Annotated in this window: 20 protein-coding genes; 5 read left to right on the top strand and 15 right to left on the bottom strand. The window is 63.5% G+C overall.

All coding sequences use genetic code 11. From position 1 onward, the window contains the following. Window positions 1-51: 51 nt before the first annotated feature. The gene (locus C7I85_RS12620) at window positions 52-1,278 is read right to left on the bottom strand and encodes a lytic murein transglycosylase (protein WP_106724343.1); all 1,227 of its coding nucleotides are present in this window, start codon (window positions 1,276-1,278) and stop codon (window positions 52-54) included. 213 nt (window positions 1,279-1,491) lie between these two features. Between C7I85_RS12620 and galU the strand changes: the two genes are divergently transcribed. Further along, entirely contained in the window at window positions 1,492-2,397 is a 906-nt protein-coding gene (gene galU / locus C7I85_RS12615) for a UTP--glucose-1-phosphate uridylyltransferase GalU (RefSeq protein WP_106724342.1), read from the top strand. 35 nt (window positions 2,398-2,432) lie between these two features. Here the strand turns inward: galU and C7I85_RS12610 are convergent, their stop codons facing one another. Further along, window positions 2,433-4,097 (bottom strand): outer membrane beta-barrel protein, encoded by a 1,665-nt coding sequence (locus tag C7I85_RS12610; protein WP_106724341.1) that lies wholly within the window; start codon window positions 4,095-4,097, stop codon window positions 2,433-2,435. A 201-nt stretch (window positions 4,098-4,298) separates the two neighbouring features. On the opposite strand from C7I85_RS12610, the gene C7I85_RS12605 reads away from it, so the two are divergent. Next, the gene (locus C7I85_RS12605; protein ID WP_106724340.1) at window positions 4,299-5,297 is read left to right on the top strand and encodes a KpsF/GutQ family sugar-phosphate isomerase; all 999 of its coding nucleotides are present in this window, start codon (window positions 4,299-4,301) and stop codon (window positions 5,295-5,297) included. 18 nt (window positions 5,298-5,315) lie between these two features. On the opposite strand, the gene C7I85_RS12600 is transcribed toward C7I85_RS12605, so the two are convergent. From C7I85_RS12600 to C7I85_RS12550, 11 genes are all read right to left on the bottom strand, one after another. Continuing rightward, window positions 5,316-7,400: a putative bifunctional diguanylate cyclase/phosphodiesterase gene (locus C7I85_RS12600; protein WP_106724469.1), complete on the bottom strand. Its 2,085-nt coding sequence runs from the start codon at window positions 7,398-7,400 to the stop codon at window positions 5,316-5,318. A gap of 205 nt (window positions 7,401-7,605) precedes the next feature. Beyond that, window positions 7,606-8,064: an NfeD family protein gene (locus tag C7I85_RS12595; protein ID WP_106724339.1), complete on the bottom strand. Its 459-nt coding sequence runs from the start codon at window positions 8,062-8,064 to the stop codon at window positions 7,606-7,608. A 21-nt stretch (window positions 8,065-8,085) separates the two neighbouring features. Further along, the gene (locus C7I85_RS12590; RefSeq protein WP_106724338.1) at window positions 8,086-9,033 is read right to left on the bottom strand and encodes an SPFH domain-containing protein; all 948 of its coding nucleotides are present in this window, start codon (window positions 9,031-9,033) and stop codon (window positions 8,086-8,088) included. A gap of 167 nt (window positions 9,034-9,200) precedes the next feature. Next, on the bottom strand, window positions 9,201-10,265 hold the full coding sequence (gene hemH / locus C7I85_RS12585) for a ferrochelatase (RefSeq protein WP_106724337.1): 1,065 nt from the start codon (window positions 10,263-10,265) through the stop codon (window positions 9,201-9,203). Between the two features lie 133 nt (window positions 10,266-10,398). Beyond that, window positions 10,399-12,282: a 5'-nucleotidase C-terminal domain-containing protein gene (locus C7I85_RS12580; RefSeq protein ID WP_106724336.1), complete on the bottom strand. Its 1,884-nt coding sequence runs from the start codon at window positions 12,280-12,282 to the stop codon at window positions 10,399-10,401. Between the two features lie 252 nt (window positions 12,283-12,534). Then, window positions 12,535-12,933, bottom strand: coding sequence for a hypothetical protein (locus C7I85_RS12575; RefSeq protein WP_106724335.1), 399 nt, complete (start codon window positions 12,931-12,933; stop codon window positions 12,535-12,537). Between the two features lie 100 nt (window positions 12,934-13,033). Then, a complete protein-coding gene (locus tag C7I85_RS12570) occupies window positions 13,034-14,479 on the bottom strand; it encodes a homospermidine synthase (RefSeq protein WP_106724334.1) in 1,446 nt (481 codons plus the stop codon). A 108-nt stretch (window positions 14,480-14,587) separates the two neighbouring features. Next, window positions 14,588-15,508 (bottom strand): heme-dependent oxidative N-demethylase family protein, encoded by a 921-nt coding sequence (locus C7I85_RS12565; RefSeq protein WP_245444927.1) that lies wholly within the window; start codon window positions 15,506-15,508, stop codon window positions 14,588-14,590. A gap of 160 nt (window positions 15,509-15,668) precedes the next feature. Further along, on the bottom strand, window positions 15,669-16,328 hold the full coding sequence (locus tag C7I85_RS12560) for an aminotransferase class IV family protein (protein WP_106724468.1): 660 nt from the start codon (window positions 16,326-16,328) through the stop codon (window positions 15,669-15,671). Next, on the bottom strand, window positions 16,277-17,425 hold the full coding sequence (locus C7I85_RS12555) for an aminodeoxychorismate synthase component I (protein ID WP_106724332.1): 1,149 nt from the start codon (window positions 17,423-17,425) through the stop codon (window positions 16,277-16,279). Before C7I85_RS12555 ends, C7I85_RS12560 begins: the two co-directional genes overlap by 52 nt. Before the next feature lie 32 nt (window positions 17,426-17,457). Further along, on the bottom strand, window positions 17,458-19,293 hold the full coding sequence (locus tag C7I85_RS12550; RefSeq protein WP_106724331.1) for a M3 family oligoendopeptidase: 1,836 nt from the start codon (window positions 19,291-19,293) through the stop codon (window positions 17,458-17,460). 148 nt (window positions 19,294-19,441) lie between these two features. Here C7I85_RS12550 and C7I85_RS12545 point away from each other — a divergent pair, with 148 nt between their 5' ends. Together C7I85_RS12545 and C7I85_RS12540 are read left to right on the top strand one after the other, a co-directional pair. Then, window positions 19,442-20,959 carry a sigma-54-dependent transcriptional regulator gene (locus C7I85_RS12545; RefSeq protein WP_106724330.1) on the top strand — a complete coding sequence of 506 codons (1,518 nt, stop codon included), beginning with the start codon at window positions 19,442-19,444 and terminating at the stop codon, window positions 20,957-20,959. 286 nt (window positions 20,960-21,245) lie between these two features. Next, window positions 21,246-23,003 (top strand): DUF882 domain-containing protein, encoded by a 1,758-nt coding sequence (locus C7I85_RS12540; RefSeq protein ID WP_106724467.1) that lies wholly within the window; start codon window positions 21,246-21,248, stop codon window positions 23,001-23,003. 92 nt (window positions 23,004-23,095) lie between these two features. Here the strand turns inward: C7I85_RS12540 and C7I85_RS12535 are convergent, their stop codons facing one another. Beyond that, a complete protein-coding gene (locus C7I85_RS12535; RefSeq protein WP_106724329.1) occupies window positions 23,096-23,737 on the bottom strand; it encodes a 2-dehydro-3-deoxy-phosphogluconate aldolase in 642 nt (213 codons plus the stop codon). A gap of 75 nt (window positions 23,738-23,812) precedes the next feature. Then, window positions 23,813-24,565, bottom strand: coding sequence for an N-acetylmuramidase family protein (locus C7I85_RS12530; protein WP_106724328.1), 753 nt, complete (start codon window positions 24,563-24,565; stop codon window positions 23,813-23,815). A 174-nt stretch (window positions 24,566-24,739) separates the two neighbouring features. Here C7I85_RS12530 and C7I85_RS12525 point away from each other — a divergent pair, with 174 nt between their 5' ends. Beyond that, a complete protein-coding gene (locus C7I85_RS12525) occupies window positions 24,740-25,666 on the top strand; it encodes a rhodanese-related sulfurtransferase (protein ID WP_106724327.1) in 927 nt (308 codons plus the stop codon). Window positions 25,667-25,753 lie beyond the last annotated feature (87 nt).

Below are 25,753 nucleotides of genomic sequence, written 5' to 3'. Positions count from 1 at the left end.
GAATTTAGGCCAAATCCCTCGAAAATCGATGTCGATTTTCGAGAAACGCGCCTACTGTCTCCGCAGCAGCGACAGCACTTCCATGCTCGGGTGGCCGTCCTGCTCCATGCCGGCCCTGGCCTGGAAGGCCATGATGGCGTTGCGCGAGGCTTCGCCTATCTTGCCGTCGAACTTGCCCTGGTAATAGCCATGCGAGGAAAGGCGCTGCTGCAGTTCCTGCTTTTCCACGAAGCTCAGCTTGGTGAAAGGCCGATTCCAGTCGCGCACCAGCCCGCCATAGCCGGCGATCTCGTCGGCAAGCAGGCCGACGGCCAGCGCATATTTGTCCGAGCTGTTGTAGCGCTTCAGAACCGAGAAGTTCTTGGTCATCAGGAAGGCCGGTCCATTGCGCCCGTCCAGCACCTTAAGCTCGGCCATCTCCGAGCCGTCGCGGAACGGTTTTCCACGCGCGCGGGTGATGCCCAGGCCCTGCCACTTGGCCAGCGGCAACGCGCGGTTCGGGAACTTTCCGGTCGCCGGCAGTGTAACCTCGTAGCCCCAGGTGCGACCGCTCTGCCAGCCATTCTTGGCAAGCAGGTTGGCGGCGGTGGCAAGCGCATCCGGTACCGAATTCCAGATATCGCGCTTACCGCTGCCTTCGATGTCCACAGCATAGCGCTGGTAGCTGGTCGGGATGAACTGGGTGTGGCCCATCGCGCCAGCCCACGAACCCATCAGGTGGCTTTCGTCGATGTCGCCGGTCTGGAGGATCCTCAGCGCCGCGATCAGTTGGGTGCGGGCATATTTGGAGCGCTGCTGGTCGCCATAGGCGAGCGTCGCCAGCGAGCGCACCACATTGCGCATGACCTTGTCGTTCTTGAGCGTCTCGCCATAGTTCGATTCCATCGACCAGATGGCGAGCAGAATGTTACGGTCGACGCCGAAGCGGTGTTCGATTCGGTCGAGCCAGGGCTTCCACTGCCGCGCCATGGCGCGGCCAGTTGCCACAGCCTGCTCATGCACGCGGTTGTCGAAATAGTCCCAGACGGGCGCGGTGAATTCAGGCTGGTAGCGCGCCTTTTCCAGCACTTCAGGGTCGATGTCGCGCACGTTGCGGAAGGCGCGGTCGAAGGTTGCGCCCGAAATGCCGCTCTCCATGGCGGTGCTGCGGAAGCCGGCGACCCAGCGCTGGAAAGCGGCGTCGGCCGAGGCAGGGCTTGCCGAAAGGAACAGGGCAAGCGACAGGCCGGCAGCTGCTACGGCACCCGCGAAGCGCTTTGCGGTCTTGCGAACGAACATATGTCCCTCCTTGTGGATCTTAGGAAGACTCATTCATCGCCCAGTGCGGTTATCAATTCGTTTACCATGGCGATGTTCATGGGATGAAGCCGTCCCCAAGCCTCGGTTGGCGTCGTCATTGACGATGGCGTGTTCAATATTCATCAATTTCGACATGAAAATGTCTTATCTCGTGATAGGAGACGACGGCGTACGACTCGGATGAGTGATCCTATGAAAAAAGTTCGCAAAGCTGTTTTCCCGGTTGCCGGCCTTGGCACCCGTTTTCTTCCTGCCACCAAGTCCATTCCCAAGGAGATGCTGACGGTCGTCGACCGCCCGGTGATCCAGTATGTGGTCGATGAGGCGCGCGAGGCAGGCATCGAGCACTTCATCTTCGTGACCGGCCGCAACAAGGCCGTCATCGAGGATCATTTCGACGTCCAGTTCGAGCTCTATGACACGCTGGCGCAGCGCGGCAAGGACGACCAGCTCTCGCGCCTGCAGCGGCTGCAGCCGTCTCCGGGCCAAACCAGCTTCACGCGCCAGCAGGTGCCGCTGGGCCTCGGCCATGCCGTCTGGTGCGCGCGCGACCTCGTCGGCGACGAGCCTTTCGCGCTCCTGCTGCCCGACATGATCATGCAGATGGATCAGAGCTGCCTGAAGCAGATGGTCGAGCTCTATGAGCAGACGGGCAACAACATCATTGCCGTGCAGGAATGCGACCCGGCCGAGACCCACAAATACGGCATCGTGGGACGCGGCGCCGACGTGCATTCGGGCTTCGAAATCACCGGCATGGTGGAAAAGCCCACGCATGGCACAGCGCCCTCGAACCTCTACATCAATGGCCGCTACATCCTGCAGCCGGAGATCTTCAAGATCCTGGAAGGTCAGGAAAAGGGCGCCGGCAACGAAATCCAGCTGACCGACGCCATGCTGAAGCTGGAAAAGCAGCAGCCCTTCTATGGCTATCACTATCAGGGCCGCACCTTCGACTGCGGTTCGCCGGAAGGCTTCATCGAGGCCAATGTCGCCTTCTCGCTGTGGCGCCCCGACATGCATGACAATGTCGTGGACATGCTGGCACGTTCGCTGCGGGATCTTCGTCCGATCGAACGGCGCAAGATGCCGAGGTAATGGACTAAACCCTCCCCATCGAGGGGAGGGGGTCCCTATCGCTGAACCGTCACGCCGAGGAACACGCTGTTGGCGTCGTAATCGCGGTAGGGCAGGTTGCTGCGCAGCCGTTCATGCCGGAGCCGGCCGGTCAGGCCGGCATAGCGGTTCATCCACCAGACCGCGCCGAGTTCGGCGTTGAAGATGTTGTCGTAGCCATTCGAGCCGGCATAGTCGCGATAGCCAAAGCCGAGCGCGGCGTTGGCGGTCAGGTCGGCGCGGATTTCGCGCACGGCCGACAGCTGTGCCGCATGCAGGATCGAGCCGCTTTCGCCGGCTCCAGTCGCCCCCTCTGCGGTGGTCGTGGCCGTGAGGTTGACGATTGTGCCGCGTTCCGGCGACCAGGCCAGCGCCGCCGCGATCGCGGGGCCCGAGATCGGTGTCAGCCGGTCGTCGTCAAAGGTCTCGCGCAGCCAGCCGGCGGAGAATTCGCCGGACAGTTTTTCGCCCATGTCGAGGGCCAGGCCAGCCCGCGCGCCTAGCAGCGTTGACGAGCGTTCATAGCCGCCCGCATCGACTCTCTGATCGTAGAAGCGCCGCCCGATCTCGGTTTCGACGAAGGGCGTCAGCGCTGGCGCGATCTGGTAGCCGCCGCGCAGTACCAGCGCGGCGAGCGTCGAGTCGCGATCCCTCTGCGAAATGCTGCCACCACCGGAAAGCTCGGCGTCGCCATACATGTCGTGCTGGAGCCGGCCAGCGATGCCGAAGCGGGCGTTGCCAACCGCCTTTTCGAGACCGGCGCTGCCGGTCAGGGTCTGCCGGATCGGCTGCGAGAGCGTGCCGGCCACGGCGGCGGGAGAGGAGGCGGATTCGGGACGCCGCAGATAGCCGAGCGTGCCGAAGGCGCGCAACTCGTCGCCGAGGTCGAGATCGAGCCGGGCGTCGACGCCGATCTCGCTGTCCTTCACCTCTTCGCCTGAAAGCGTGCGACGCAGATTGCCATGGGCATTGACGACCGCCGCATGCCGGCTCCAGTCGGAGACGGCGTTGAGGCGAAGAGCGGTTTCCGACAGGACCGCGCTCGAACCGCCATAGCTGGCATTGGCGTTGCTTGTAGCCGTCAGGCCCTGATCCAGCGAGGACCGCAGCACGAAAGAACCGACGCGCATGCCGACCGGGTCGAAGGGACGGTCGTCTTGCCGCCGGCGCAGGCCTTCGATCGCCTGCACGCGCTGGGCGCGCTGGTCGGTGTCATCATTGTCCATGGTGTTGACGTTCGTCATGCGCACCGCGGACGTTCTGAGGTCCTCGTCCACAGTGTCGACACGCATGTTCTCGCGGACGGGCCGCGGCGGCTCATTTGCTGCTGGAACGGGTGCCTGCGCGCTCGGGCGGGCGACCGAAGGCCTGCGCCTATTCGTCGGCGGAGTTTCGCCGGCAAACGTGTCTTCGGCATTCGCAGGCAGAGAATACAGGTTTTGGTCGATGACGTTCGGATCGGCCTGATCCAAGGGGGGAATAGCACCCGTGCTGGTGGGGTCGTATTGCGGCTGCGCATCCTGCTCCGCATCGCCGGACTGGTCTTGCACCGATGGTTGCGCAGCACTCTGTACAGGGGCCGAGCCGCCGGTGCCGGTGGCGCTGAGGCTTCCCCGCAGGCCGGTGTCCTGTGCCTCAGCCGGAAGCGTGCAAAACATCGCCGCCGTCGACATGCAGAGCATGGCCGGCAGCGCCCATCTTGCTGAGCGGCTTCTCTTTTCTGGGCGAACCCGGGGCATTCTCACCTGACTGCATGTTCGGCGCGGGTGCGCCATACTTACCGAACCGTAAATGCGCTTGGTTAATGGAGCGTTGAGGCAAGGCAGGTGTATTAGCGCCAATGGTATGGACACACTTGCTGCGACACGCTAATCGCTTCGTCCATGCACGCAGGATCCTTGAAGAGTCGTCCCGACAGGCAGGAATCGATCGCTTCGGCGATGCGAACCGTGAGCACCGAACGCGCCGGCATCGAGGCGCTGGTTGAGGCGCTGGAGAACGGTTTGGCCGAACCGCTGGCGGAAGCGGTGGAAATCCTGGCCGGCATTACGGGCCGGGTGATCGTCACCGGCGTCGGCAAGAGTGGCCATATCGGCGCGAAGATCGCTGCGACCCTTGCTTCGACTGGCACGCCAGCCTTCTTCGTCCATCCCGCCGAGGCCAATCACGGCGATCTCGGCATGATCGCGCGCGACGACGCCATCGTTGCCATGTCCTGGTCGGGCGAAACCGCCGAGCTCAAGGGCATCATTGCCTATGCGCGGCGCTTTTCCATTCCGCTGATTGCGGTGACGTCGGGCGAGACCTCGGCGCTGGGGCGCGAAGCCAATGTGGTGCTGAAGCTGCCCAAGGCCGCCGAAGCCTGCCCGCACGGCCTTGCGCCCACCACCTCTACGGTTCTGCAACTCGTCATAGGTGATGCGCTAGCGGTCGCGCTGCTTGAGGCACGCGGCTTCACGCCGGAGCATTTCCGCACCTTCCATCCCGGCGGCAAGCTCGGCGCAAATCTCATGCGCGTCGGCGAAATCATGCATTCGGGCGAGGCCATGCCGGTCGTCAAGCTTGGCACGGATCTGCCCTCCGCCATAACCGAACTGTCGCGCAAACGCCTGGGCTGCGTCTGCGTGGTCGATGGAGACGGTAGGCTTGCGGGCATCGTGACCGACGGCGACCTTGCCCGCAACCTGCACCGCAGTCTTAGCGAACTCGCCGTCGAGGACATCATGACGCGCAAGCCCAAGACCGTCGGTCCGCGCATGATGGCAAGTGCTGCCATCGGCATGCTGAACGACAACAATATCAATGCGCTGATCGTCGCCGAGGATGATCGTCCCCTCGGCGTCCTGCATTTCCACGACCTGCTGCGCATCGGCGTGGTCTGAACAAGTCAGGTCTTTCGTTCAGGCGACCTGCTTGCGTGCCATGCGTGCAAGGGGCATGCGGCCCGAGAACTGCTGATCGGCGTCGCTATCGGCGCCTTCCAGCCCGAAAATCTGCTCTACCGGCTTGGGGCGCCCGAGGAAGAAGCCCTGCGCTTCGTCGCACAGTTCGGTCTGCAGGATCGTCAGCTGGTCGTCGGTTTCGACGCCTTCGGCCAGCACAGGGATGTTCAGGCTCTTGCCCAGCGTCAGCACCGCGCGCACGATTGCCTTGGCCTGCGGGTTTTCCTCAAGCTCGCTCATGAACGAGCGGTCGAGCTTGATCTTGTCGAAGGGGAACGAGCGCAGCGTGTCCAGCGACGAATAGCCGACACCGAAATCGTCGAGGGCGATCGTAACGCCAAGTTCCCTTATCCTGCGCAGGGTCTGCAGCGTGCGCACCTTGTCGGCGATGATGGTCGATTCGGTGATCTCAAGTTCCAGCCGGCGGGCATCGAAGCCGGTCTCTGTCAGGATGTTCTTGACGAGGCTCGCCAAGTCGGGATGCGCGAACTGCACCGGCGATAGATTGACCGCGATCTTGTAAGGCTTGTCCCACGACGCCGCCTGCCGGCAAGCAGTGCGCAGCACCCATTCGCCAATCGCCATGATCAGCCCGTTTTCCTCGGCGATCGGGATGAATTCGGAAGGCGGCACATGCCCGCGTTCGGGATGCGTCCAACGCAGCAGTACCTCGAAGCCGCGGATTTCGCCGGTGCTGACCGACGTCTGGACCTGGTAGTGAAGTTCAAGTTGGTCGAGCTCGAGGGCCCGGCGCAGGTCGCGCGCCAGGGTCTGCCGGGTGCGTGAGGCCTCGTCCATGCGAAGCTCATAGAAGCAGATCGCGCGTGTGACGTCGGCTTTTGCACGATACATGGCAAGGTCGGCATTGCTCACCAGCCGTTCCTGGTTCTCGCCGTCCTGCGGATAGACGGCCACGCCGATGCTGGCACCAGTGGCGCAGTCGAAGTCGTCGATGCGCATCGGCTGGAAGAGAGTGTCCTTCAGCCGAGCCACGAAATCGAGCAGGTCCGCCTGCTCGGTGAAGCGTTTCATTGCCGCAAATTCGTCGCCGCCGACACGGGCGACGAACTCCCCGTCGCCGAGCATCCGGGTCAGCCTCCGCGCAACCAGCTTCAGAGCCTCGTCGCCGGCCTTGTGGCCGCGCAGGTCGTTGATCTCCTTGAAGCGGTCCAGGTCGATACCGATGACGGCCAGCTTGCTATCATTTTCCTTCGCCCGCTCGATCTCGTTGTCGAGATGGCTGCTGAAGCTGGTGCGGTTGGGAAGTCCGGTCAGCGCGTCGTTCAGCGCCATATGCTGGAGCCGTCGATAGGATTCCTCGCTGGTTTGCGCGTCGATGATGTAGCTGACCACGCCGGTGCCGACAATCATCATGCCGACCACCGCGACAGCCACGGCCATGGCCTGGAGGATAGCAGGCTCGGTGAAGGCCATGCGCGTCGACATCGGCGTTACCGATACGGCCGCCATCGCGGTGAAATGGAGCGACACGATCGCGAGAGTGAAAAGGCCAAGCCCGGCCCAGGCGGAGAATTTCCGCGAGCGACGCACTGCCTGTCCGATGGCGAGGGAGGCGAAGACGACCGACATGGCGACGGAGGCAATCACATAGTTCGTATCCCAGTCGACAATGCCGTCGACGCGATAGGCGAGCATGCCGGTGTAATGCATGGCTGCGATCGCAACGCCCACCGCAGCGCCGCCGAATTCGGGCGCCAGCCGGATCTTGCGAGACAGCGCGGCAGCAAAACCATAGCCGCAGCCACCAACGGCTATGACCAGCGAGATCATGGTCAGGATGGGATCGAAGGATATCGGCGCGCCGGCATCGAAAGCGAGCATGGCGATGAAATGCGTGCACCATATGGATGCGCCGGCCGCCACTGCGGTCAGGAAAAGCCAGCCGCCCTTCTGGACGCCGCGGTTCTCTCCGGCCTTTCGCAGTAGGCGCAGTGCCACCGCGACGCCGCTTACGCAGACAAAGGCCGCAAGGAGAACCAGCCACAGATTGTGCTCTGTAGCGATGCAGGAAATCACGCGCATGAATGCCACCGCTTCGTTCAAAGGGCGGCCATGTCCGGAAAGTCTATCGCTGCACCCTGCTAAAACAGCTAAGGCTCAGGTAAAAACAAATCGTGAAATTCGGACACGCGGATGTGGACACCGGCGGCGACGCGGACGCGCATCGGCTGCGATGGTTGCCAAAAGGTTACCGCCAGTCTGACGTCGCTGGGGTACGTCGTCGAGGTCAGAGGGCCTCGACCACCAGTTCCGAATCTTCGGCCGCGACAACGCGGACGCGTGCGCCCGCCGGCAGGTCCGGACCGGACACGCGCCACATCGTGTCCCCAAGCTTGATGCGGCCGCGGCCTTCGCTGATCGGCTCGGTCAGGGTCGCGGTGCGGCCGATCATCTGTTCGCTGCGGCGGTTGAGCAGCGGCTGGTCGCTGTCGTTGCGCTGTGCGGCCATGATCTTGCTGCCGACATAGGCCGACAAGAGCGACAGCACCAGAAAGACCAGGACCTGAACCTGCCAGGTCCAGAAGCCCATGGTCCACAGCTGCAGCGATAGCGTGCCGACCAGTATCGCTGCGATCCCGATCCACAGTAGGAAGATGCCGGGCAGGAACAATTCGAATATGAGCAGCGCCGCACCCAGCGCCATCCAGTTCCATGGCCCCAGTTCTTGGATCAGGCTTGCGATCATGGCTGTCTTTCCGTGGCGGGATCAGTCCTGGCTGCGCGTTATCGGCGGCCGGGCGGAAGAACGCTGCGGCGCTGCCGCCGACTGATCGCCAAACACTTCCTTCGCGATGGCGCCGATGCCGCCCAGCGAGCCGATCAGCGACGAAGCCTCCATAGGCATCAGTACGATCTTGCTGTTGCCGGCCGAACCGATCTTGCCCAACGCTTCGGTGTATTTCTGCGCGACGAAGTAGTTGATCGCCTGCACGTCACCCTTGGCGATGGCTTCCGACACGACCTGGGTGGCACGTGCCTCCGCCTCTGCCGAACGCTCGCGCGCCTCGGCATCGCGGAAAGCGGCTTCCTTGCGGCCTTCGGCTTCGAGCACCTGAGCGGCTTTCAGGCCCTCGGCTTCGAGGATCTGGGCGCGCTTGTTGCGCTCGGCCATCATCTGCCGGGCCATCGACTCGACCAGATTGGCCGGCGGGTTGATGTCCTTGATCTCGACGCGCGTGATCTTGATGCCCCAGGGATGGGCTGCCTCGTCGACCACACGCAGCAACCGCTCATTGATGGCGTCGCGATTGGAAAGCAACTCGTCCAAGTCCATCGAGCCCATGACCGTGCGGATATTCGTCATGGTCAGGTTGAGGATCGCGTTCTCCAGCCCGGAAACCTGGTAAGCCGCCTGCGGCGCGCTCAACACCTGGTAGAATGCCACGCCGTCGACGCCGACAATGGCGTTGTCGCGGGTGATGACCTCCTGCGTCGGCACGTCGAGCACCTGCTCCATCATGTTCATCTTGGCGCCGATGCGGTCGATGAAGGGGAGGATCAGGTTGAGGCCGGGAGAAAGCGTCTTCGTGTACCGGCCGAAGCGCTCGACCGTGTAGTTGAAACCCTGCGGCACGGTCTTGATACCGGCAAACAGGAACAACAGCACGAGAACGACGAGGATCGGAATCAGTAAATCGGAACCGGTAAACGGCATGCAGTTCTCCCTCTCAATGGGCGCGCGCTGAAATTACGGCCGCGCGCTCACGAATTACTTAAGGGGCTTTCATGACGGTTACAATCACGCCGCGAGTGGCCGGCAATCATGCAGGGACACCCACGTGTCTGTGACGTCTGGAAGCGCTCTGATTTACGCGGTTGGGTTCAGACCCAGCCCATCAGTTCGCGGCGTGCGATCGCCTCGATGACGGCCATGCCCTCGGCGCTGTCGTTCAGGCAGGGAATGTGGGAAAAGTTCTTGCCGCCGGCGTGATGAAATATCTCGGCGTTCTCGCCGGCGATCTCCTCCAGCGTCTCGATGCAGTCCACCGAAAAGCCGGGATTGACGATGGCGATGGATTTCACGCCCTCCTTGGCCAATCGCTCGACTGTCTTGTCCGTATAGGGCTGGAGCCATTCCTGCGCGCCGAAGCGGGACTGGAAGGTGGTGATGAGTTTCTTGTCGCTCATGCCCAGCCGCTCGCGCAGCAAGCGCGTCGTCTTCACGCAGTGGCAGTGGTAGGGGTCGCCCTTCTCGAAATAGGGCTTTGGGATGCCGTGATAGGAGGCGAGGATGACCTCCGGCTCGAAGTCGAGCCCGGCGAGATGCTGCTCGATCGAGCGCGCCAGCGCTTCGATATAGACCGGTTCGTCGTAATAGGCCGGCACGGTGCGGACAGACGGCATGGCGCGTATCTTCATCAGGGCGCGGAACAGCTGGTCGCTTGCCGTGGCCGTGGTGGTGGCCGAAAACTGCGGATAGAGCGGGAACATGACGATGCGCTCGCAGCCTTGCGCCATCAGCTTCTCGACCGCGTCTGCTGTTGACGGATTGCCGTAGCGCATGCCCCATTCGACGATCACATCGGGCAGGTCGCGCAGCGCTTCCGCTAGCTTTTCGGCCTGCGAGCGCGTGTAGGTGCGCAGCGGGGATTCGTCGCGTTCGGTGTTCCAGATCTTTTTATAGTTATCGCCCGACTTCCTGGGGCGCGTGTTGAGGACGATCCCGTGAAGGATCGGATACCAAAGCAGCTTTGGCATCTCAATGACGCGCGGATCGGACAGGAACTCCCGCAGGTAGCGACGCATCGACTTGGTGTCGGTGCCGTCGGGGGTACCGAGGTTGAGCAGGAGCACGCCGACCTTGCCCTTGCGCACCGCCGGGTGGCCGGCTGGAAGCGGGCCGAGCGCCTTGCTGGTCTTGTCATCGATCGTGGTGGTCATGTCCATTCGGTCTCTCCGCAACGCGCCAATAGGTAATCGAATGGCGCAAGCATTCAATGTCGCGTCTGGCCGCACCACAATGCGAAAACCCGCCCGATTGGTTGCGGGCGGGTTCTGCCTATGGGCTCGTTCCAAGCGCCTACTGCGCGGCCGGAATGTTCAGCGTCGCGCCCACGGGCAGGCGCCGCGCCGGATAATTGTTGGCCTTGGCGATGGTCCGCCATTTGCCGCCATTGCCATAGGCCGCCTTGGCGATGTCCCAATAGGTGTCGCCGGCGGCGATCACATGGCTGTCGCCGGCCTTTGGTCCGGCTTCCACGGGCTTGATAACTGCCGCAGGCTGGATTGCCTCGGCAGGCTTGGTGGCTTCGGTAGCCGGTGCCGTTTCCGCCGGCTTGGCCTCGGTCGGCGCGGCCTGGGCCACCTCCGTGATGCGGCCCTCGACCTTGGGCGTGTAGGGGCGGTGCGCGGTCAGATAGTCGGCCACCGTCTGCTCCAATCCCGGGCCGTAGTCATAGGCGTTCTTGGCCTTTTCGGCGAAGATCTTGTAGCCGTCGCCGCCTTGGCGGACATAGTTGTTGGAAGCGACCAGATAGTCCTTGTTCGGGTCGATCGGCGCCCAGTTCCCGTTTTCCTGAACCTCGACGGACTTCACGCGGCTCTGCGGCGGGGCCGACTTGTCGAAGGAATATTTCAGGCCGGCAACCTGCGCGAAGCGGCCACCGCCTTCCTCGAGCTGGCTCACGCCGTTCTCGAGCGCTGCGACCAGGTCCTTACCCGAAATCTGGAAGGTGGCGACGGTGTTCTGGAAGGGCAGAACGGTCAATACTTCGCCCATGGTAACGGGGCCCTGGTCGATCGAGGCGCGCAAGCCGCCGCCATTGGTGATGACGATGCTGACGCCCTGGCCCTTCACCCGTTCGAGCACCGCGTCCGAAACGAGGTTGCCCATCTCGCATTCCCTGGCGCGGCAGTTTTCACGGCTGCCGTCGATGGGGGTGGTCGTCTCGCCGACTTCCTTGGACTTGAGTTCTTCGATCGGTGCGCCGAGTTCCTCGATGCGCTTCAGTACGCCCTCGTCGGGCTTGATCTTGGCGTCGAGATAGATCGGGTCGCCGCTGGCTTCCTTGACGACGCCGTTGTCGTCGAACACCACCTTGAACTCGCCAAGATATTTCGAATAGGAGGCCGCCTGCGTGACCGGCACCTTGTAGCCGCCGGGGTTGTCGATCATCGTCGGGTAGGGGCCCTCGGCCTTGGGATCGGTGTTCGACAACAGCGAATGCGTATGGCCGCCGACCACCACGTCGATGCCCGGAATCTTGGCGATCATCTCCTTGTCGCGCGGATAGCCGACATGGGTGAGCGCGATGATCTTGTTGACGCCCTCAGCCTTCAGCTTCTCGACCTCGGCGGTGATGGTCTTGATGTCGTCCTCGATGGTGATGTTGGGGCCGGGCGAAGAAATCTCCGGCGTTTCGGTGGTCACCGCGCCGATGATGCCGATCTTCTGGCCGCCTACCTCGAGCACGACGGAAGGCTTGATGCGATCGCCTACTTTGGCCGCAGCACTCGCCTGCACGTTGGCGCTTAGCACCGGAAACTGGATGACATCCAGGAAGGGCGCCAACGCATCCTCGCCATCGTCGAACTCGTGGTTGCCCACGGTCATGGCGTCGAACTTCATCTGGTTCAGGAACTCGGCCTCGGCCTTGCCCTTGTAGGTGGTGTAGAACAGCGAGCCCTGGAAATTGTCGCCGCCATTCAGCAGCAAGACGTTCTCACCCTCCAGCTTCTTGCGCTCCTGGGCGATTGCCGTGACGAGGCGGGCCGCGCCGCCGATGCATTCGTCCTTGGCCTCTTCCTCGGCCGAACAGGTCGATTCATATTTGTTGTTGGATTCGATGCGGCTATGCCAGTCGTTGATGTGCAGGATATGCAGTGTGTAGTCGGCAAAGGAGGCGCCCGTCGAAAGGGCGAATGCCGACGCAGACAAGGCCACTAAGGCCGCGAATCTTTTCATGATCTGTCTCCCCGGGTGATGCTGAAAATATAAAGCCCGCCCATGACCGTAATGCTACGGCAGGCCGGCATGTTCACATCGGGGTCTGGCTGATGCAAGCGGATTTGCGCGCGGGCGGGCCGATACACATTCCGTCGCGCGACCGTTTCGGCCACGCGACGAAAGACACCGTCAAAGCAGGGGAGGGGTCAGGCCTCGAAAGGCGGTGCGGCCTCCCCGGTGCGGGGAGGCGCAGATATTCCGGCGTTTCGGTCAGCCCGTGATCGGGCGACGCGTCATCACGAACTGCTGGCCGCTGGAGCTGGTGCAGTTCAGCTGGTTCGGAGCCACCAGCGCGCAGTTGACGTTGCTCGTGGTCTGCCGGATCAGCGAGCGCATGGTGATTTCCACATTGCGGGCATCGACCATGCGGTAGCTGCCGTCGGCCAGCTTGTTGCCGGTGTCGAGAGCATTGGTCTCGAAGGCGCCGCCGGAGAAGCGCGAAACGGCAACGCCGTCCGTGCTCAGCCACTCACCTTCCACGCCGCCACGCGGCGCAACGCCCACCGGGCCGCCATTGATAACGTCCGGTCCGGCACCCACGCAGCCGGCGAGCGCCGCTGCCGCTACCGCAATCGCGGCGACTGAAATCAGATTGCGCGCAATCGTCATGGTTAAAAAATCCTCTCCTCAGTCCGCATCGAAATGAGCAATCGCCCGATTTCCGGGCGATTGCAAGGAATAGCTGGTATGCCCGCTTGTTGGGTCCGGATTAACGGACGAGAATGTTACGGAACTGCCACGGGTCCTGGGTGTCGATATCTTCCGGGAACAGGCCAGGGCGGCCCTCCAGCGGCGTCCAGTCGGTATAGACCCCGGTTACCGTTCCCAGGTACTGGCGCTGCACCTCGAGGCAACGGTGGTAGTCCATCGCGTCGGTGTCGACGATGCCGGCTTCCGGATTCTCCAGCGCCCAGACCATGCCGGCGAGAACCGCCGAGGTGACCTGCAGGCCGGTCGCGTTCTGGTAGGGGGCAAGCTTGCGCGCCTCTTCGAGCGTCAGCTGCGAGCCGTACCAATAGGCGTTCTTGCCGTGACCGTAGAGCAGCACGCCGAGCTCGTCCTTGCCTTCGACCAGTTCGTCCTCGTCGAGAACATGCTGCACCGGCTGCGCCTTTCCGGCTGCGCCGAACATCTCGTACATCGAGAGGATCGCGTCGTTGCAGGGGTGGTAGGCGTAGTGGCAGGTCGGGCGATAGGCGACCGCGCCGTCAGCTTCGCGCACGGTGAAGAAGTCGGAGATCGAGATCGCCTCGTTGTGGGTGACGAGAAGGCCGTACTGCTCGCCGGGCGTCGGGCACCAGGTGCGCACGCGGGTGTTGCCGCCGGGCTGTTCCAGATAGATCGCGGCCTGACAGCCGGTCTCGTGCTGCTTGGCGTTCTGCGGCATCCACTTCTCATGCGTGCCCCAGCCGAGTTCGGACGGCTGCAGGCCTTCTGAGATGAAGCCTTCCACCGACCAGGTGTTCCAGAACACGTTGAGCGGCTTGGGATTGCGGGTCAGCTGGGTATCGCGCTCGGCAATGTGGATGCCCTTCACGCCAGCTTTCTGCATCAGCTTGGCCCAGCCATCACGGTCGTTTGTTGCCGGTTCGGCGAATTCGAGGCCGAGATCCTTGGCGAGGTTGATCAGCGCCTGCTTGACGAACCACGACACCATGCCCGGATTGGCGCCGCAGCAGGACACCGCGGTGGTGCCGCCCGGACGGTCAAGGATTTCCTGGCGCACGGTTTCGCGCAGCGCATAGTTGGTGCGGGAGGCGTTGTCGGCGGTGGTATCGAAATAGAAGCCGAGCCAGGGCTCCACGACGGTGTCGATGTAGAGCACGCCGAGCTCGCGGCAGAGGCGCATCAGTTCCAGCGACGAGGTGTCGACCGAGAGGTTGACGCAAAAGCCCTGGCCGCCGCCCTTGGTAAGCAGCGGCGTCAGCAGCTCGCGATAGTTTTCCTTGGTCACCGCTTCCTGGACGAAGGCGATGTTGCGCTCGTCGAGGAGCCTGCGATCGGTATCGCGCGGATCGATGACCGTCATGCGCGACTTGTCGAATTTGAAATGGCGCTCGATGAGGGGAAGTGTTCCCCGGCCGATCGATCCAAAGCCGATCATTACCACGGGACCGCTGATTTCACCGTAAACGGGCCATTTGTCATTCGCCATTCTTTATCCACTCCATTGGGGGTTCGCGCAGCCGGCTCGCCTGTCTGGCCGGCCGCAATTGCCAGAACACAGAATGTCGTCACAATAAAGGGGAAATCGTTGACCCACTTATGACGACGCGGCGATTTTCCCCAGTACCGCAACCAGCCGATCGCGGTCGGCGGTCAGGCCCTTGTAGTCGAGCTGGGCTTCGTCGAGCGCTGCGAGCTGGCTGGCAAAGGACGCGGCTATGCTCGCGCGGTCCGGATGGCGGGACAACACGGTCAGCGGATCGAGATAGATGCGGATGGTGAAGAGGATGTCACGCGAATTGGGTAGCTTGCGCAGCGTCTGTCGCTCGATGCGCATGAAGGCCTGGGCGGCAAGCTCGTCGTCGCTGAATTTCGACGGCCGGTTGGTGGCGCGGTCGATGCGCTGCGCGTGCGAGAAAGGCAGATAGAGGTCGTTGCCGGCCTGCAGCGACCAGTTGAAGCGCTGCACCGGCTGCTCGACGGCGAGATTGTCGAAGATGCGCTGGATGAGATCGGCGGTGCGGGTGCCGCGGCCGAAGGCGGGTACCGGCTCGTGGATGTCCTGCAGCGAGCGCCCGAACTTTTCGCCGAGCGACCAAGAGGATGGGAAGCAGAGCGAGCCTGCCGCGAGCCGCCAGCCATCGTCACTCCGGCGCATCAGGATTAGGTCTTCCGGCACCAGAAGCGAAGCGGCGCGCAGCGGCGACAGAGACGGCTGCGACGTCTCGACGTGCCGGCTAGTGCCGACGATCTCGATGCCTGTTCCATTCCGGCGATATGTCTCGGGAAAGCGCTCGACCAGATAAGGCGCCAGCATGTCCAGCACCTCGCGCTGCGCCGGGTGCGTGTCGGGCTCCTCGACAAAGACCTTGTCGGGCAGGGTCGCGTAAAGGCGGTCTTTTTCGGCCAGATAGGTTTCGAGGTCGGCGTCGAGTTCGATCCAGTCCGTCGGGTCGAGCGTCTTCAGTGCGATGGTGAAGGGCTTGGTCGACCCGTCATAGGGCGTATGTCTGGGCATTTCGTTCAAGGCTATTTGTTCTCCCTCTTGGAGCGACATGTCGCTCCAAATATCGTTTTTGAAGCATGATCTTGTCCGAAAAGTCTGCAACTTTTCAGGATCATGCTCTTTGCGCGAGCGAGATAAGCAGCCCTGCAAAAAGGGTGCAAGCCGGAGACGGCTAGGCCAGCCGGGCGGAGATCAGGCCACGCAGCGAATTGCCGACATAGAGCGCCCGGGCCTTGCGCAGGTCATCCGGGGTGAGCACGGCTTCCGTCGCCTTGCCGATATCGAGCATTTCGGCGCGCAGGACGCCGGAGAGCAGGCCGCAGCCGAGCCGTGGTGTCCTGAAGGGGCCGTCGCCTGTGTCGGCGAAGATCGAGGTGATCGTCCCCTCGCAAACCTCGCCCGCTTCGTTGAGCAGGATCACTTCGTCCGCCTCGTCGCGCGAAAACTCGGCCCTTGCTGCCTCGTAGGCCCCGCGTTTTGTCGTCTTGTGGCGCAGAAGGGCATCGGCGGAATCAAGGCGCGTGCCTGCAATTGCCAGCGCCCAAACTGTGTTTGCCGGCAGGGGGATAAAAGGCTGGATGGTGACGTTGGGCTGTCCGGTCCGGTCGAGCGTCAGCCTCACACGCAGCGGCGCGTCGCCACCTACGCTGCGCACGAGCGCTTGTTCCACCGCCGGCCTTTCGAAGGCAAAACCGAGCGCGCGTGCGGACTCCTCCATGCGGGCCAGATGCCGGACGATGCGCACGAAGCCTTCGGCCGGCTCCCAGCGCAGCGTCTCGATCAGCTCGAAGCCGGCGGGGTTCCCGTCGCGAAGCGGGCTTTCAGAAGACATTCCGCATATTCCTCCTGCGCCGTGGAATCGAAGACCACGCCGCCGCCGACATTGTAGATCGCTTCGCCGTCCGGGTAGAGCGAGATGGTGCGGATGGCGACCGAGAAGCGCATAATGCCGCTTGGGGCGATCCAGCCAATGGCGCCGCAATAGGCGTCGCGCGGGGTGCCCTCCAGCTCGCGCAGGATCTCCATCGCCCGGATCTTGGGTGCTCCGGTGATCGAGCCGCAGGGGAACAGAGCGGCGAAGATGCGGGCGATCGGCAGGTCCGGTAGCAGCTTTGCGCGCACGCTGCTCACCATCGTGTGCAGCGTGGGGTAGGTTTCGATCTTGAAGAGTTCGGGCACGTCGAGCGAGCCGACCTCACTGATCAGCGAGATGTCGTTGCGCAGCAGATCGACGATCATCCGATTTTCGGCCTGGTTCTTCGGGTCGTTGCGCAGGAACTCACGCTGCGCCTCGTCCTCGGCCGGGGTCTTGCCGCGTGGAGTGGTGCCCTTCATGGGATGGGTTTCTATCCACCCATCCGCGTCGACCTGGAAGAACAGTTCCGGCGAACGCGACAGCACGACCGGATTTCCGAGCGAAACCAGCGCGCCATATTTCACCGGCTGGCGCTCGGTCAGCGCGTCGAAGGCGGCCAGCGGGTCGCCCGACCATTGAGCCTCTATCGGAAAGGTCAGGTTGCCCTGGTAGCAGTCGCCCAGTCGCAAGTGCCGGTGCAGGTGCGCAAACCGGCTCTCATAGTCGGCCTGCGACCATGTCGCCCTCGCATCGAAGATCGGGCCGTTGCTGGCGGATCCGCGCGAACTGGCCAGGTCGGTTTCCGACGGGCCGTCGAACACGCCAATACATATCAGAGGCGCGCGGCGCCCCTCGGGCAGGATCGGGCGCAGCTTGGGTTCGAGCAGATAGCCGGCCTCGTAGGAAAAATAGCCGGCAAGCCATTTGCCTGCATCATGCGCCGCCTGCATCGCGTCCAGCGCCGGAAAGAAGCTTTCCGGCGTGTCGGCGAGGATGATCTCGTGCGGCCGGTCGAACAGCAGTTCGTGACCGGCGGGATCGTCGCGGAAAAGGACGAACGGTGCTGCAGGCATTGGCTATTCCGTGAAGGCGGCCGGAAGCTGCCTTACTCCAGGGCTTCCAGCTCGTCGATGAGATTGCTGATGACGCCAAGCCCGATCTGCCAGAAGCCGGGGTCGGAAGCATCCAGGCCGAACGGCCTCAGCAGCTCGGAATGATGCTTGGTGCCGCCGGCGCGCAGCATGTCGAAATACTTCTCCTGGAAGCCGCGCTCCGCATTCTGGTAAACCGCATAGAGCGAGTTCACCAGGCAATCGCCGAACGCATAGGCGTAGACGTAGAACGGCGAGTGGATGAAGTGCGGGATATAGGTCCAGAAGGTCTCGTATCCGTCGCGCAGCTTGATTGCGGGTCCGAGGCTCTCGGACTGCACTTCCAGCCAGAACTGGCCGACACGGTCCGAGGTCAGCTCGCCATTGCGGCGCTCGGTGTGCACCTTGCGCTCGAATTCGTAGAAGGCGATCTGGCGCACGACCGTGTTGATCATGTCCTCGACCTTCTGGGCGAGCATGGCCTTGCGTTCGCGCTTGTCGGTGGTCTGCTCCAGCAGAGAGCGGAAGGTGAGCATTTCGCCGAACACCGAGGCGGTCTCGGCCAGCGTCAGTGGCGTCGATGCCATCAGCGCGCCCTGGCCACCGGCCAGCACCTGGTGCACGCCGTGCCCAAGCTCGTGCGCGAGCGTCATCACGTCGCGCGGCTTGCCCATGTAGTTCAACAGCACATAGGGGTGCGCCGAGGGCACGGTCGGATGCGCGAAGGCACCCGGTGCCTTGCCGGGACGCACCGGCGCGTCGATCCAGCGGCGATCGAAGAAGGTGCGCGCAATGCTGGCCATGTCGGGCGAAAACCGCCCATAGGCCGACAATACCGTATCCTTCGCCTGGTCCCATCCGATTGTCGCCTGCGGTGTTTCGGGCAGCGGCGCGTTGCGGTCCCAGTGGTTCATGGTCTCCATGCCGAGCCAGCGCGCCTTCATCGCATAATAGCGGTGCGACAGACGCGGATAGGCTTCGCGAACGGCGGATGCCAGCGCATCCACGACGCTGCGTTCGACGCGGTTGGCAAGGTGGCGGGAGTCCGCGATGTCCTCGAAGCCGCGCCAGCGGTCGGAGATTTCCTTGTCCTTGGCGAGCGTGTTGGTGATCAGCGTGAAGGTGCGCAAATTTTCCTTGAAGGTCTTGGCCAGCGCCTCTGCCGCCTTGTGGCGCACCTCGCCATCAGGGTCCTGCAGCCGGTTGAGGGTCGGCTCCAGTGACAAATCCTCGCCGTCGATGTCGAAGCGCAGGTCGGTCATCGTCTCGTCGAAGAGACGGTTCCAGGCGCCGCGGCCGGTGATCGACTTTTCGTGGAACAGCTGCTCGATGCGGTCCTCGAGCTGGTAAGGCTTGTCCTTGCGCAGGTCGAGCACCCAGGGCCGGTAGTGGCCGAAAGCCGGGTCTGCGTCGAGCGCGGCAAGGAGCTGCGCGTCCTCGATCAGGTTGAGTTCCAGCGCGAAGAACAGAAGATGCGCGCTGGCATCCGTCATCTTTTCCTGCACGTCGCCGTAGAGCTTGGCGCGCTGCGGGTCGGCGGTGTTGCCGGCATAGACGAGCCCGGCATAGGAGGCGATGCGGCCGATCAGTTCCTCGATCGCCTCATAGGTGCGCAACGCTTGCCCGAGCTTGCCTTCGCTGCCCTTCTGCGCCTCGGTGGCCAGCTTGCCCTTCCACTGCGTCTCGAAGGCGACAGCGTCGTCGGCCGCCTTCTGCAGGTCGCGCTTCAGCTCGGGCGCGTCCATGCTCGCGTAGAGGTCGGTCAGATCCCATTCCGGCAGGTCGCCCAGATCCGTTGCGCCGTGACCGGAGACCAGGGGAGCGGCGTTCCGCTCCGGAACTATGCGCATCGCGTTACCTTCCAATTTCAAGACGGGGAAAGACCGGAGAAATCATAAGGACTTCATTCACCGGCTTTTTTGAAACCTTATTTAGAACCCTGTGCCAGGATGATCCATACGGCAACAACGGTCTCTATCGCGATTCTCCGAATAATTCATGTCTGCTTGCGTACTCATAGTCGATGACGATCCGGTGCAGCGGCGCTTGCTTGAAGCGGCCGTGACCAAATTTGGCTATCGGGCGATCGTGGCGGATGGCGGCGAGGCGGCGCTGAAGGTGCTTGACGGCGCGGATGCGGGCAACGTCTCGGTGGTCATCCTCGACCTTTCGATGCCCGGCATGGACGGGATCACCGTCCTGCAGACGATGCGCAAGCGCGGCATCCAGCTGCCGGTGATCGTGCAGACGGCGCAAGGCGGAATCGAAACGGTGATTTCGGCCATGCGCAACGGGGCTTTCGACTTCGTGGTCAAGCCGGCATCGCCGGAGCGGCTGAAGACGGCGGTTGCCAACGCGCTGAAGGTCGAGGCACTCGGCGGCGAGGCGCCGCGCTCGACGCGCAGCGGCGGCGTGCTGACCTTCAAGGACATGGTGACTGGAAGCCCGGCGATGGAGCGGGTGATCCGGCTTGGGCAGAAAGCCGCGGCCTCCAACATCCCGATCCTGATCGAGGGCGAATCCGGTGTCGGCAAGGAACTGGTCGCGCGAGCGATCCAGGGCTCAAGTGGGCGACGGTCGAAACCGTTCGTTACGGTGAACTGCGGCGCGATCCCGGACAATCTGGTCGAGAGCATCCTGTTCGGCCACGAAAAGGGCTCGTTCACGGGCGCGACCGAAAAGCACGCCGGCAAGTTCGTCGAGGCGCATACCGGCACGCTGTTCCTGGACGAGATCGGCGACCTGCCGCTGGACGTGCAGGTAAAGCTGCTGCGCGCGGTGCAGGAGGGCGAGGTCGATCCCGTGGGCGGGCGCTCGACGGTGAAGGTCGATATCCGGTTCATCTCGGCGACGCACCGCAACCTGCTGCAGCAGGTGAAGGACGGAAAATTCCGCGAAGACCTGTTCTATCGCCTTAACGTTTACCCCATCTTCGTGCCGCCGCTACGTGAACGGCGCGAGGACGTTCCCGCCCTGGTGCGGCATTTTCTCGCAAATGTCGCGCCTTCGCAGCCGCGCGGCCGCATCATGGACATTTCCGCCCGCGCGCTTTCGATGCTTCAGGCCTATGACTGGCCCGGCAATATCCGCCAGCTCGAAAATGCCGTCTTCCGCGCGTCCGTGCTGTGCGAAGACAATGTGCTGACCGAGGAGGAATTCCCCCAGATCAGGGCGCAGGTGGAAGGCGTGGTCGTGTTGAGCGAGCGGTCCGCCGACGCAGCACCGCTGCCGCCTGAAATAGCCCCGCTGCCGGTGGAGACGAGCCGCGATACGTCGCCTGCGGAACCCATAGCCCGCAACGGTTTCGGGATGCTGAAGGCGATGGACGAGCGCGGCAATGTCCGCTCGCTTGCCGATGTGGAACTGGACATGATCAGGCTGGCCATCGACCATTATAATGGCCAGATGAGCGAGGTGGCCCGCAGGCTGGGCATCGGCCGCTCGACCCTTTATCGCAAGCTTAAGGAGTATGGCATCGATCCGGAAACTGGACGGGCAGAAAGGCTGGCCTCGTAGAATCGATATAGCCCTTCGTGGGGCGGGCCTTTTAACTGGTCGTTTACCGTGATTTGTACGGCTATGATTTGCCGGGATAACGCCTTGGTGTCACCGCATTTGGACTTCAATAAGCAGTGATTAACCATTAGAATTGATATTCGGACGACAAAGCACTCGTCGTCCGGGGTTCAAATCCGGGGACAATCGGCACTCTATAGGGCCTTTTGATTTGATAAGCATCGAGCGACCCAAAAACAGGCGCGGTCTCGAAACGTTTGGCTGGCGCAAGCTGCTGGCCTCTTCGATGGCCGCCTTCGGTTTCCTTACGATGGTGGCCTCGGCGGCCAGCGCCGAGACCAGAAGTCTGAAGCTCTATTTCGTACATACGGGCGAGAAGAAGGAAATCACCTTCAAGCGCAACGGGCGGTTCGATCCGGCAGGCCTTGCCGATCTCAACCGGTTCCTGCGCGACTGGCGCCGCAACGAGCCCACCAAGATGGATCCCAGGCTGTTCGACCTGATCTGGGAAGCCTATCGGGCTTCGGGATCCCACGAATATATCCACGTGGTGTCGGCCTATCGTTCGCCGACTACCAACTCGATGCTGCGCAGCCGCAGCAAGATGGTCGCCGAAAAGAGCCAGCACATGCTCGGCAAGGCGATGGATTTCTATCTCCCCGACGTGCCGCTCAAGAGAATGCGCGAGATCGGCCTCAAGATGCAGGCCGGCGGTGTCGGCTATTATCCGACCTCCGGTTCGCCCTTCGTGCATTTCGACGTCGGCAATGTGCGTCATTGGCCGCGCATGAGCCGCCAGGAACTCGTCGCGCTGTTCCCGAACGGGAAGACCCTGCACGTGCCGAGCGATGGCAAGCCATTGCCCGGCTTCGAGGAAGCCCTGGCCGCCTATGAAGCCCGCAAGGGTAGCGGTGGCGAGCTCGCCGTTGCCATGGCGAGCGGCGGCAGCAAGAGCACCAAGCGCTCCGGCGGACTTCTGGCTGCCCTGTTTGGCGGTGGTGGATCGGACGACGAGGAGGACAGCGCTCCGGTCGTCGCCTCGGCCGCGCCGGCTCCGAAGGCCATCACCAGGCAGGTGCCTGCCGCGACCGTGGTGGCTGCCCCGGCCAAGGGTGGCATCCAGATCCTGTCGCCTGACGAAGCGCAGCGCGCCGAGATCCCGGGCGTGGATGCGGCCGAGCCGCAGCCTGCCCAGGCGCCTGAAACCATCGTTGCCGCGCTGCCAGCGCGCGGGGTGCCGCTGCCGGCGCTCGCGCCGCGGCCGAAGGGCGAGCTGGGCAACGCCGTGGCGGTTGCCGAGGCTGCCCCCGAAACTGTTCCTTTTGGCATGGCGCAAGACCCGCTCCAGGGAACGCCCGGCGCCCAGGCGCAGGCCGTGGCCCTCAATATTCCGTTGCCGACGCATCGGCCCGACTACACGCCTCCGGCCGAACCGGCGAAGCCGACTCAGCAGGAAGCGATGCTGCTGGCTCTGGCCGAGACGGACAAGGGCAAGCTCGCCAACATTCCGCTGCCGGTCAGCCGTCCCACGACGGTCTCGGAAAGCAGCGACATGGTGGTGGCGGCCCTGCCGCAGGCACGTCCGACCCTGCCGGAACCGGCCAAGGTGGCTCAGCCTGACGAGGCAGCAGCCGTCCAGGCCGAGATCAAGGCGAGCAAGGAGCGCATGGCTGCCTTGGCCACCGCAGCCGCCGAGCCGGCCGCTATGGTCGCCGATGTCCCGGTCGAGCCTGTCGCGCCGACGTCTGGCGCCAAGACTACGCCCAAGACCGCGCGCGCCGCGGCCCAGGATGCCAAGCCTGACCGCAAGTCGGTGACGCTGGCCGCCGCTCCCGATGCTGCGCGCTGGGTCCTGCACAAGGATTATGTCGCGAAGGCTTCGGAAGGCACCACGGCGCCGTCCTTCGCCTACAACATCGTCCGCACGGCGCCGCGCGAGGTCTATACGGCTGGCTTCCAGAAGGGCAGCCAGGTGGCGGATGCGAGCCGCTTCACGGGCAAGGCCGTGCAGTTCCTGTCGGTGGCCCGCTTCGAGACCAATTGACGGGCTTCGCCTGACACAAGAACAAAAAAAGCGCCGGCAAGTCCGGCGCTTTTTCGTTTTGGCCGATGTTTTCCCAATTGCGGAAAGCCGGCTCAGGCCTTCCGCAGGCCAGTGGCCTCGCGTGCGAGAGCTTCGATTCCAGCCCAGTCGCCGGCCTTGACCATGTCGTCCGGCGCCACCCAAGAGCCGCCGACGCAGATGACGTTGGGCAGGGCGAGATAGCTTGCGGCATTGCCGGCCGACACGCCCCCCGTCGGGCAGAAGCGGATGCCTGCGAAAGGCGAGGCAAGCGCCTTGAGGAAGGCAGCGCCACCCGCCTGCTCGGCCGGGAAGAATTTCAGGAAATCGAGCCCCGCATCGCGCGCGGTCATGATCTCGCCGGGCGTAATGGCGCCGGGCAGCAGCGGAACCGGGCTGTCGCTGGCGGCAACGAGAAGCTCGCGCGTCACGCCCGGGCTGACGATGAACTTCGAGCCGGCCTTGGCGGCCTGTTCGAAATGGCGCGGGTCGAGGATGGTGCCGGCGCCGACGATCGCGTCCTCGACCTCACCGATAACGCGCCGGATCGCCTCCAGCGCGTCCGCCGTCCTCAGCGTGATCTCGATGGCGCGCAGGCCGCCTTTCGCCAACGCGCGGGCCAGCGGCACGGCGTCGGCCACATTGTCGATCTTCAGCACCGGAATGACCGGCTGGCCATCGAGGAGGGAGAGGAGCGTGTCGGTCTTGCTGGACATGGGGTTCTCTGAAGCTTGACAGGAATTTCAACCGATTTAGCAGAGGCGGTCCCGCAAGTCACGGAGACAAAGTCGTCACCGTCGCAGCAGGATTGCCTTGAGCCCACGCAACCAACCGCCGAGGGCGCTCTGCGGTTCCGGCGCCCGACCCGGCAAGGCCACGGATGGCGAGATGTTTCGGCCGGCATCGGGGGCGCTGATCGGAGGCAGGTTGTTGGGCCGTGTTTGGCCGACCCCACCGCCGCTTGTCTTGTAGCGCCGGTAGGCGGCGGCGATTTTCGTATGGTAGCTGTTCTTGCGGTAGTCCGGGCCGTTGTAGCCACGGGCAAAGGCGGTCCAGTCCCGGTCCCGCAGTGCGGTACTCAGTCCGGCTTTGTCGATGTAGCACGCCATCAGGCGCACCTGTCCGGCGACGCCGCTGCGCGCCTCGGCGACCAGCGCATCGACATTCGCATAGCCCAGCCATGCCCAGTGGGCGCCCATGACCTGGCCGACGCCCCAGGAAACCGACTCATAGGCCGCCTTGCGGTCGATCTCGGCCGCGCGGGCCAGAAGCCTCCACCGCGCCTCTTGCGTGCGAGGATTGGCAATCGCGCCGGCGACCGACGCAGAGAGGCCGAGCGCCCGCGCCCTGATCTGGTTGGCGGTCGAAAGGCGCCGGTCGAAATAATGTCCTTCGAAACGGATCAGCGGTTCGTTGCGCCCCTCCACGCGGGCATAGGCCTGGCCGCCGCTTTCCACTTCCGCAATCGCCAGCAGCGCTTCGGCCTCGATGCCGAGCGACCAGGCGGCAGTCCGGATTTCGTCGATGATTTCCTGCGTGAACATGATCTTGGCGTCTCCCTGTGGCGCGCCAATTCTGCTTCTGCGCCGGCGGCGGGGGATGAAATCCGGCCCACGCGCGGGACGTTGCCAGATTGGCCGCTTCGCCAAGCCGTTGCGGCAAAAGGCTTTCTCGAGGCGTCTTGAAACAAATCTCCGCAGGCGCTACTGCCGCATGCAATGAATTCATCCACGCTCCAGCAAGATTTCCGTGTTGCCGCGCTCTACCGGTTCTGCCGGCTCGAAGCGTTCGAGGACCTGCGTGCGCCGCTCACCGCCTTCTGCTGCTCGCACGGCATCAAGGGCACGCTGCTGCTGGCGCGCGAGGGCGTCAACGGCACGGTCGCCGGCACCGACGAGGCGATCGACGCCCTGATCGCCTGGCTGGAAGCGGTTCCCGAATTCGCCGGGCTGGAGGTCAAATACAGCCGCGCCGCCGAAATGCCGTTCCACCGCATGAAGGTGCGGCTGAAGCGCGAGATCGTGACCATGGGCGTCGAGGGTATCGACCCGCTGGAAGGCACTGGCGCCTATGTCGAGCCGCAGGAATGGAATGCGCTGATCGCGGACCCGGGCACTATCATCATCGACACGCGCAATGACTACGAGGTCTCGATCGGCACCTTCCGTGGCGCGGTCGACCCCAAGACCAGCAGCTTCCGCGAGTTTCCCGACTGGGTCGAGCAGCACCGGGGCGAGCTTGAAGGCCGCAAGGTGGCGATGTTCTGCACGGGCGGCATTCGTTGCGAAAAGGCGACCGCCTATGTGAAGTCGCTCGGCATCGAGGACGTGTTCCACCTCAAGGGCGGCATCCTGAAATATCTGGAAGAAGTGCCGGCCGAGCAAAGCCTTTGGGAAGGCGAGTGTTTTGTCTTCGACGAGCGCGTGGCCGTGTCGCATGGGCTGGAGCAGGGGAGTGCCGTGCTCTGCCGTGCCTGCCGTCATCCGCTGACGCCTGAGGAGCAGGCTTCGCCGCAGTTCCACGAGGGCGTCTCCTGCCCGCATTGCCATGAAGTGCGCACCGACGAGGACCGCGCGCGCTATGCAGAGCGGCACCGCCAAGTGGAACTCGCGGCCAATCGCGGCATTCGGCACATCGGCAGCTGACCGGGCCAACTCTTCTTTCATAGGCAGCTCGCGGTCACAAATTGTCGCCGCCGCATTGCAATGCCACTTTGCGCTGCCTACTTCACC

Source organism: Pseudaminobacter soli (ex Li et al. 2025) (genome assembly GCF_003012705.1).
Taxonomy (GTDB): Bacteria; Pseudomonadota; Alphaproteobacteria; order Rhizobiales; family Rhizobiaceae; genus Pseudaminobacter; species Pseudaminobacter soli.
Note: the sequence above shows the minus strand (reverse complement) of the source record. Positions and strands in the feature narration are given on the sequence as shown.

Excerpts from the sequence above, each read along its gene's own strand:
- C7I85_RS12570 (WP_106724334.1), bottom strand. The coding sequence starts at position 14,479 with ATGGCGAATGACAAATGGCCCGTTTACGGTGAAATCAGCGGTCCCGTG.
- C7I85_RS12605 (WP_106724340.1), top strand. The coding sequence starts at position 4,299 with ATGCACGCAGGATCCTTGAAGAGTCGTCCCGACAGGCAGGAATCGATC.
- C7I85_RS12580 (WP_106724336.1), bottom strand. The coding sequence starts at position 12,282 with ATGAAAAGATTCGCGGCCTTAGTGGCCTTGTCTGCGTCGGCATTCGCC.
- C7I85_RS12610 (WP_106724341.1), bottom strand. The coding sequence starts at position 4,097 with ATGCTCTGCATGTCGACGGCGGCGATGTTTTGCACGCTTCCGGCTGAG.
- C7I85_RS12600 (WP_106724469.1), bottom strand. The coding sequence starts at position 7,400 with ATGCGCGTGATTTCCTGCATCGCTACAGAGCACAATCTGTGGCTGGTT.
- C7I85_RS12620 (WP_106724343.1), bottom strand. The coding sequence starts at position 1,278 with ATGTTCGTTCGCAAGACCGCAAAGCGCTTCGCGGGTGCCGTAGCAGCT.
- C7I85_RS12555 (WP_106724332.1), bottom strand. The coding sequence starts at position 17,425 with ATGCCTGCAGCACCGTTCGTCCTTTTCCGCGACGATCCCGCCGGTCAC.
- C7I85_RS12590 (WP_106724338.1), bottom strand. The coding sequence starts at position 9,033 with ATGCCGTTTACCGGTTCCGATTTACTGATTCCGATCCTCGTCGTTCTC.
- hemH (WP_106724337.1), bottom strand. The coding sequence starts at position 10,265 with ATGGACATGACCACCACGATCGATGACAAGACCAGCAAGGCGCTCGGC.
- C7I85_RS12595 (WP_106724339.1), bottom strand. The coding sequence starts at position 8,064 with ATGATCGCAAGCCTGATCCAAGAACTGGGGCCATGGAACTGGATGGCG.
- galU (WP_106724342.1), top strand. The coding sequence starts at position 1,492 with ATGAAAAAAGTTCGCAAAGCTGTTTTCCCGGTTGCCGGCCTTGGCACC.
- C7I85_RS12545 (WP_106724330.1), top strand. The coding sequence starts at position 19,442 with ATGTCTGCTTGCGTACTCATAGTCGATGACGATCCGGTGCAGCGGCGC.
- C7I85_RS12540 (WP_106724467.1), top strand. The coding sequence starts at position 21,246 with ATGGCCGCCTTCGGTTTCCTTACGATGGTGGCCTCGGCGGCCAGCGCC.
- C7I85_RS12550 (WP_106724331.1), bottom strand. The coding sequence starts at position 19,293 with ATGCGCATAGTTCCGGAGCGGAACGCCGCTCCCCTGGTCTCCGGTCAC.
- C7I85_RS12565 (WP_245444927.1), bottom strand. The coding sequence starts at position 15,508 with ATGCCCAGACATACGCCCTATGACGGGTCGACCAAGCCCTTCACCATC.
- C7I85_RS12535 (WP_106724329.1), bottom strand. The coding sequence starts at position 23,737 with ATGTCCAGCAAGACCGACACGCTCCTCTCCCTCCTCGATGGCCAGCCG.
- C7I85_RS12575 (WP_106724335.1), bottom strand. The coding sequence starts at position 12,933 with ATGACGATTGCGCGCAATCTGATTTCAGTCGCCGCGATTGCGGTAGCG.
- C7I85_RS12560 (WP_106724468.1), bottom strand. The coding sequence starts at position 16,328 with ATGTCTTCTGAAAGCCCGCTTCGCGACGGGAACCCCGCCGGCTTCGAG.
- C7I85_RS12530 (WP_106724328.1), bottom strand. The coding sequence starts at position 24,565 with ATGTTCACGCAGGAAATCATCGACGAAATCCGGACTGCCGCCTGGTCG.
- C7I85_RS12525 (WP_106724327.1), top strand. The coding sequence starts at position 24,740 with ATGAATTCATCCACGCTCCAGCAAGATTTCCGTGTTGCCGCGCTCTAC.